This is a genomic window from Allobosea sp., from assembly GCF_048595345.1.
In the GTDB taxonomy this organism is placed as follows: Bacteria; Pseudomonadota; Alphaproteobacteria; order Rhizobiales; family Beijerinckiaceae; genus Allobosea.
In genome coordinates this window covers 23,887-29,987 of record NZ_JBMDWH010000090.1, presented here as the reverse complement: position 1 = coordinate 29,987, position 6,101 = coordinate 23,887, and the positions used below count along the sequence as shown (strand labels likewise).

Annotated in this window: 8 protein-coding genes; 5 read left to right on the top strand and 3 right to left on the bottom strand. The window is 59.2% G+C overall.

Going from position 1 to position 6,101, the window contains the following annotated elements; translation table 11 throughout:
* The 3 genes from ACOJTB_RS09825 to ACOJTB_RS09815 form a co-directional block, all read left to right on the top strand.
* Window positions 1-663 (top strand): UvrB/UvrC motif-containing protein (locus ACOJTB_RS09825; protein ID WP_420102347.1); only part of this gene is annotated, 663 nt, incomplete at its 5' end.
* Window positions 664-750: 87 nt separating this feature from the next.
* The gene (locus ACOJTB_RS09820; RefSeq protein WP_420102346.1) at window positions 751-1,884 is read left to right on the top strand and encodes an AAA family ATPase; all 1,134 of its coding nucleotides are present in this window, start codon (window positions 751-753) and stop codon (window positions 1,882-1,884) included.
* A 3-nt stretch (window positions 1,885-1,887) separates the two neighbouring features.
* The gene (locus tag ACOJTB_RS09815; RefSeq protein ID WP_420102345.1) at window positions 1,888-2,634 is read left to right on the top strand and encodes a DUF4435 domain-containing protein; all 747 of its coding nucleotides are present in this window, start codon (window positions 1,888-1,890) and stop codon (window positions 2,632-2,634) included.
* Here the strand turns inward: ACOJTB_RS09815 and ACOJTB_RS09810 are convergent.
* Window positions 2,631-2,816, bottom strand: a complete 186-nt coding sequence (locus tag ACOJTB_RS09810; protein WP_420102344.1) for a hypothetical protein — start codon at window positions 2,814-2,816, stop codon at window positions 2,631-2,633. The genes ACOJTB_RS09815 and ACOJTB_RS09810 overlap by 4 nt on opposite strands.
* A gap of 254 nt (window positions 2,817-3,070) precedes the next feature.
* Here ACOJTB_RS09810 and ACOJTB_RS09805 point away from each other — a divergent pair, with 254 nt between their 5' ends.
* Together ACOJTB_RS09805 and ACOJTB_RS09800 are read left to right on the top strand one after the other, a co-directional pair.
* Window positions 3,071-3,490, top strand: coding sequence for a DUF2267 domain-containing protein (locus ACOJTB_RS09805; protein WP_420102343.1), 420 nt, complete (start codon window positions 3,071-3,073; stop codon window positions 3,488-3,490).
* A 555-nt stretch (window positions 3,491-4,045) separates the two neighbouring features.
* Entirely contained in the window at window positions 4,046-4,384 is a 339-nt protein-coding gene (locus ACOJTB_RS09800; protein WP_420102342.1) for an endonuclease domain-containing protein, read from the top strand.
* 694 nt (window positions 4,385-5,078) lie between these two features.
* On the opposite strand, the gene ACOJTB_RS09795 is transcribed toward ACOJTB_RS09800, so the two are convergent.
* Window positions 5,079-5,477, bottom strand: coding sequence for an NUDIX hydrolase (locus tag ACOJTB_RS09795; protein ID WP_420102341.1), 399 nt, complete (start codon window positions 5,475-5,477; stop codon window positions 5,079-5,081).
* A gap of 202 nt (window positions 5,478-5,679) precedes the next feature.
* The gene (locus ACOJTB_RS09790; RefSeq protein ID WP_420102340.1) at window positions 5,680-6,081 is read right to left on the bottom strand and encodes a c-type cytochrome; all 402 of its coding nucleotides are present in this window, start codon (window positions 6,079-6,081) and stop codon (window positions 5,680-5,682) included.
* Window positions 6,082-6,101 lie beyond the last annotated feature (20 nt).

Genomic DNA, 6,101 nt, shown 5'->3' with positions numbered 1-6,101 from the left:
CGAAACGTCGACGGCAAGGTCGTGCTCTATGCCGACCACGTCACCGGCTCGATGGAGCGGGCGATGGCGGAGACCAATCGCCGCCGCGAGAAGCAGCTCGCCTATAACGAGGCGAACGGCATCACCCCGCAGACGATCAAGCGCGCCATCGGCGACATTCTCGGCTCCGTCTACGAGCGCGACCATGTCACGGTCGATGCGGGTCTCAGCCAGCCCGTCGCCGGCCACAACTTCAAGGCGGCCCTGGCCGATCTCGAAAAGCGCATGCGCGAGGCCGCCGCCGACCTCGAATTCGAAACCGCCGCCCGCCTGCGCGACGAGATCAAGCGCCTCCAGGCCACCGAACTCGCCATCAGCGACGACCCGATGGCGCGCCAGAACGACGTCGAAGCCTCCGCCGGCAAATACAAGGGGACGCGGGATTACGGCGACAGCGCCAATCTCCCTCCCACGAGGGCGCGGAAGCCGACCGACGCCGATATGGGCCCGCATAATTTCGGCGGCGGCGAGGGCAAGCCGAAATCCCGCCCCGCCCCGAAGCGCGACAGCGCGACCCCGCTCCTCACCGGCACGTCACGGGTGCGGAAGCCGACGCTCGACGAGATGGGGCCGGTGCCGGAGCAGCGGCCCAAGGGGGCGGAGGAGAGGCGGCGGCGGAGGTAGGGGGTAAGGGTGGCGGCTTCCCGTCTCAATTGTTAGGCTACGGCAATACCGAATTTCCGCGCCTATTATCGTTTCTTGGAGGAATAAATGAAAATAAAGCGCGTCGAGATTTCCGGCTTACTTGATAGGCCTGGAGTTATATCATCATTTTTCCATGATGATCTTAATATTTTGACCGGAAGAAACGGCTCTGGAAAAACAAGCATACTAAAGTTAATTTGGTATGTAATGAGCGGTAATATTATACTTGCATTGAGAGAAGTTCCATTTGATTATATTATACTTGAAACAACTGATTATAATTTGATTATCCAAAGAACTGGAATTTTAACATGCAAAATTGAGTTCAATGAGATAAATAAAACGAAATATTTATTCGAAGATGAAGAGGATTCAGATGGCGATATAATAAATTCAGCTGAAGCTCAGGCTGAGCCTATTATTGTGGATTATGGTAGTTCTGTTTTTTTTCCAACATTTAGGCGTATCGAAGGGGGCTTTGGCTTATCGTCCCGTCGTGTCAGGTCGTCCTCAATTTCTGCTCTTGGCGCTGTGCGAGCTAAATCCGAGATCGAAGATGCATTATCGAATTTATCAAAACGACTTTCTAATGGAACGCATACATTCGTATCCGCTATATCTACTGCAGATATTGTAGGAATATTATTGACACGGTACGCGAATCTATCGACAAGCTATAATAAAATTCAGCAAAATGTTTCTGACCAGATAATAAATAGGATTAGAGACTATAGATCGGATGAAAGTGATATAAATGAAGTCGAAGCGGCAAACGCCGTGTTGGACGAGATTAAAAGTGAAATTGAAAAAATGGAGTCCCAACGCGAAATAATGATGTCTCCCATAGAGGAGGTAGGTAAACTAGTAGGATCCCTTTTTAAGAAAACCGGAATCGACATCGGTGCTCCATTGCGCTTTGGTGATGCAGCCAATGCAGTCAACTCAGAGCTTTTGTCTGCGGGCGAGAAGCAGATGTTGTCGTTTATTTGTTATAATGCGTTTAATGAAGATAGTATTGTTTTTGTCGATGAGCCGGAGTTGAGCCTTCATGTCGATTGGCAGAGGCAGCTATTCCCTATTTTGATGAAGCAAAAAGCATCAAATCAATTTATCATAGCGACTCATTCTCCGTTTATTTATAGTAAATTCCCCGACAAAGAGATATCTATAGATTTAGACCGCGGCGATGGCGAGATTTAGCCAATGGCTAGTAAACGCGGCGTAGCTGAGCCTTCGATTGATGAAGTTATTGCGCTCCTGAATAAATCTCATCTGCCAACGGTGGTCGTTGAGGGGAGTGATGATATAATATTATATAGACGTATCGAAGATAGATACGGGAATGATCGCGTTTCTGTATTGCCTGTTGGCGGGCGTGAAAGTGTCATCAGTATTTTTAAATCAAGGCATAAAATAATTAGAGAACAACCAACTTTATTTATATGTGATAAAGATTTGTGGGTCATGAAAAGAGTTCCTCATTTATTACAGAATGATATTCTAAAAACAACAGAGGGGTTCTCAATTGAGAACGATGCCATAAGAGATATTGAAGTTATGCTAATGATGACAGCTTCAGAGAGGGAAGAATTTCTCAATGAACTAGACATCGTTATCAGGTGGTACGCAAAAGAAGTGTCTCTGATCGAGAATGATATCAGTCCAGCTATAGATGTGCATCCAAACCAATTTTTCCGTGAAATGACTTTAGTCGCACCTAGTAAAGAAGAAATTAACGCAAATCCTATATATAAAAAATACTACGAAATTATATCGAATGACTATCTAAGATTGCTTCGGGGAAAGACACTAATGGCTCTGATGGTCAGACAATTATCCAAAAGCGGAAGATTGGCGAGACATAATTCTCAATCCCTGCTCGATCTAGCGGGCGCCCGGCCTGGTGATCTGGTTCGTCGTCTATTTGATTGGGTCGAGCAGCGAATTTAAGCGCGTCGTGACGATGCAGCACGCTGCGCTAGAAGGGCGACCATCCCCTGTACCTCCATCACGCCTCGCGCGATCTCGAACGCTTCCTGCTCGATGCGCGCGACGAGCTTGGGCTCGGCACCACGCATCAGAGCTATGCGGCGCTGCTGGCCGTGCTCGTCACCTTCCGGCAGCAAAGCCATACGCGGGGAACCCCTCTCCCGGATGGGAGGGGGGCAGGGGTGAGGGCCTGCCGCCGATCGCCGAGCCGCAACGTCGCCGCCGCGCCTTCTGCGAAAGCGGCACACCCTCATCCGGCGCTCCGCGCCATCGTCTCCCCTCCGGGAGAAGGAAAGGGCGTCGTGGTTCCGGCGCCTTGCCATGATGTTCGCCCTCGTGCCGAGCCCGCGACAAGCCCGGTCATGACGGGGCGCGTGCGGCGCGCTAGAAGGGCGCCATGACCGTCCCCTCCGCCCTCGTCCACGCCTCGCGCGATCTCGAACGGTTCCTGCTCGATGCGCGGGACGAGCTCGGGCTTGGCACCACGCATCAGGCCTATGCGGCGGTGCGGGCTGTGCTTGTCACCTTCCGGGCGCGGCTGACGCCGGCCGAGGGCGTCGTCTTCGCCAACGCCCTGCCGCCGCTGCTCGGCGCCATGGTCCTGCAGGGCTGGGACATGGCGCAGCCGCCAAAGCCCTTCGGCGAGCGCGCAGCGCTGACGCGGGAGGCGATCGGCCACCGCCACGACCACACCCTCCTGCCGCAAACCGGCATCGCCGATGTCGCCCGCGCGCTGCGCCGGCATGTCGACGCCGAGGCTTTCGAGCGGGCGCTGGAGAGGCTACCGCCGGGGGCGCGGAAATTCTGGGCGGCGTAGAAAAAGGCGCGGGGAACCCCTCTCCCGAATGGGAGAGGGGCAGGGGTGAGGGCCTGCCGCCGATCGCCGAGCCGCAACGGCGCCGCCGCGCCTTCTGCTGAATCCGCACACCCTCATCCGGCGCTCCGCGCCACCTTCTCCCCTCCGGGAGAAGGCAGCGTCGCGGTTCGGGCGCTCCGCGTCATGCTCGGCCTTGTGTCCAGCATCCACGTCTCGCGCGGTGCGTGACGGGCGGGGCCAACGACGAAAACCTCGCCCTCCGATCCCGCGCGAAGACGTGGATGGTCGCCACAAGCCCGACCATGACGGGCGGGGCGATGAGGGAGGCGCCGCCGATCGCCGAGCCGCAACGGCGCCGCGGCGCCTTCTGGTGAACCCGCACACCCTCATCCGGCGCTCCGCGCCACCTTCTCCCACCCGGGAGAAGGAAGGCCGTCGCGGTTCGGGCGCTACCTGAAAAGGCGAAGCGCGGGGCACCCCTCTCCCGGATGGGATAGGGGCAGGGGTGAGGGCCTGCCGTTGATTGTAAAAACGAGCGGCCCCACCATCCGCGCCATGACGACCGAGCAAAGACATTTCGCCCGAAAGCTTCGACGCCACTCCACAGAACCCGAAGACATCCTCTGGTCGCTCCTCCGCAACCGCCAGCTGGACGGTCTCAAGTTCCGCCGGCAAGTGCCGCTCCTCGGTTACACCGTGGATTTCCTCTGCATCGACCGAAAGCTGATCATCGAACTCGACGGCCAACAGCACGGCTGGGAGGTTGATTATGACGCGAAACGTACGGCCGAGATCGAGCGACACGGCTTCACTTTGATCCGCTTTCGGAATGCCGACGTTATCGGGGATCGGGATGCCGTGCTGGCGATGATCCGTAAGGCGGCAAGCAGTTGAGTGATCGCCTTCTGGGGCAACGGCAGTCCCTCACCCCTGCCCCTCTCCCATCCGGGAGAGGGGTTCGTGTCGCGGTTCTGGCGCCTCTGCGTAGAAACTTATCCCCGCCTTCCACCTTCCCCCTAACCTCCCACCACCTCGTCCCCGAGGGGCAGCCAACCGGAGGTGTGCCATTGGCCGGGACGGGGTCGGCGCCTGCGGGTGGAGTCACGATCCACTCCCGGGAGGCTGCGGGGCACCGCCCTGGGGACAATACGATCCCTGTGCGAGGAGCTCGCTGGACGGCAAGGCGGCGCGAACGGCATTTCGCGAGCAAGATGGCGATAAGGCCGTGTCGGGCCGGCGAGGGATCAGCCCCTCCCATCCGACGCCTGCGGCCGAAGCGCCACCGGGCGGACGAGACACCGGAGGCGAGGCCTTCCATATAAGCGCGGCCCGTGGCTTTAAAATCGCCGAAAGCGGAGCGCCACGGGGCGTGCGGAGGGTGGCTCAATCCCTCCGCGCCGCATCCTGGCTCAATGGAAGCGGCCCTCTACCCCGCGCCTCGCGGCGCTCCGCTGCCCCTCATTCTCACCGAACGCGGTGACGCGCGCGGGCGATCAGCCATGGGCGCTGCCCGAGGGGGCGAAGGGGAGGGATCGCGCGGCGGGATCGCCCTCGCGGCCACGCGCCGGCTGACGACACCGAAGAGGCGTCAGGCCGCCAGCGCGGCCTTGCGGTCGAGGTCGCGGATCGCGCTGCCGAGCCCGGGCTCGTCGACGAGATCGGCCGCGTCGGCGAGGCTGAACCAGTGCAGGTCGCGCTGCTCGCGCTCGGGAAAATCGGCCAGCTGCTGCTGCACCTCGAGCAGATAGAGCTTCACCTCGCAGAAGGTGAAATGGTCGCGCAGCCGCTTCCAGTAGCGATAGCGCCCGACCGGCTTGCGGCCGATCCGGCCGATCAGCCCGGCCTCCTCATAGGCCTCGCGCGCCGCCGCCACGTGGTCGGCCAGGCCCTTGATCGGCCAGCCCTTGGGCACGATCCAGCGGCGCGTTGTGCGCGATGTCAGCAGCAGGATTTCCATCGCCCCGTCGAGGCCGCGACGAACCGGCATGGCCGCAATCTGCGATCGCAGCTCTCCGGGTTTGCGCTTGGCCTTCTTCATCGCGGCGGGGAAACCTCATTCGTCGGGCCGGGCCGGCGGGAATCGCCGGGCCGAGCGGCTCACCGAACGAATATTGCATCGCTCTGCGAAAATGGAAGGGGTGTTCTGTTCAAATATGCGGCATGTCGCCCATGCGCCCATTGGCCGGGCTTCAGGGCTTGCGGCCGTCGGTGTCGTATTGCTTCAGGAAGGCGATCAGATCGAGGATCTCCTTCTCGCTCTTGATGCCGGCGAAGATCATCTTGGTGCCCGGAATCTTGGCCTTCGGGTCCTTGATGTAGTCGGTGAAGGTCGCCTCGTCCCAGGTCAGGCCGGAATTCTTGTTGGCGGTGGAATAGGCATAGCCCTCCACCGAGCCGGAATGGCGGCCGATCAGCCCGTTGAGCTGCGGCCCGACCAGATTGCGCGCGCCCTCGCCGATCTGGTGGCAGGCGCGGCATTTGTTGAAGGAGCGCTGCCCGGCCTCGACATCCTGCGCCGCGGCGGGCCGTGCGAGCAGAAGTGGCGCCGCAATCAGCGACAGGGCGAGGACGAGGAAGGGCAGGGGGCGCATGGCGGCTCTCGCAGCGGGCA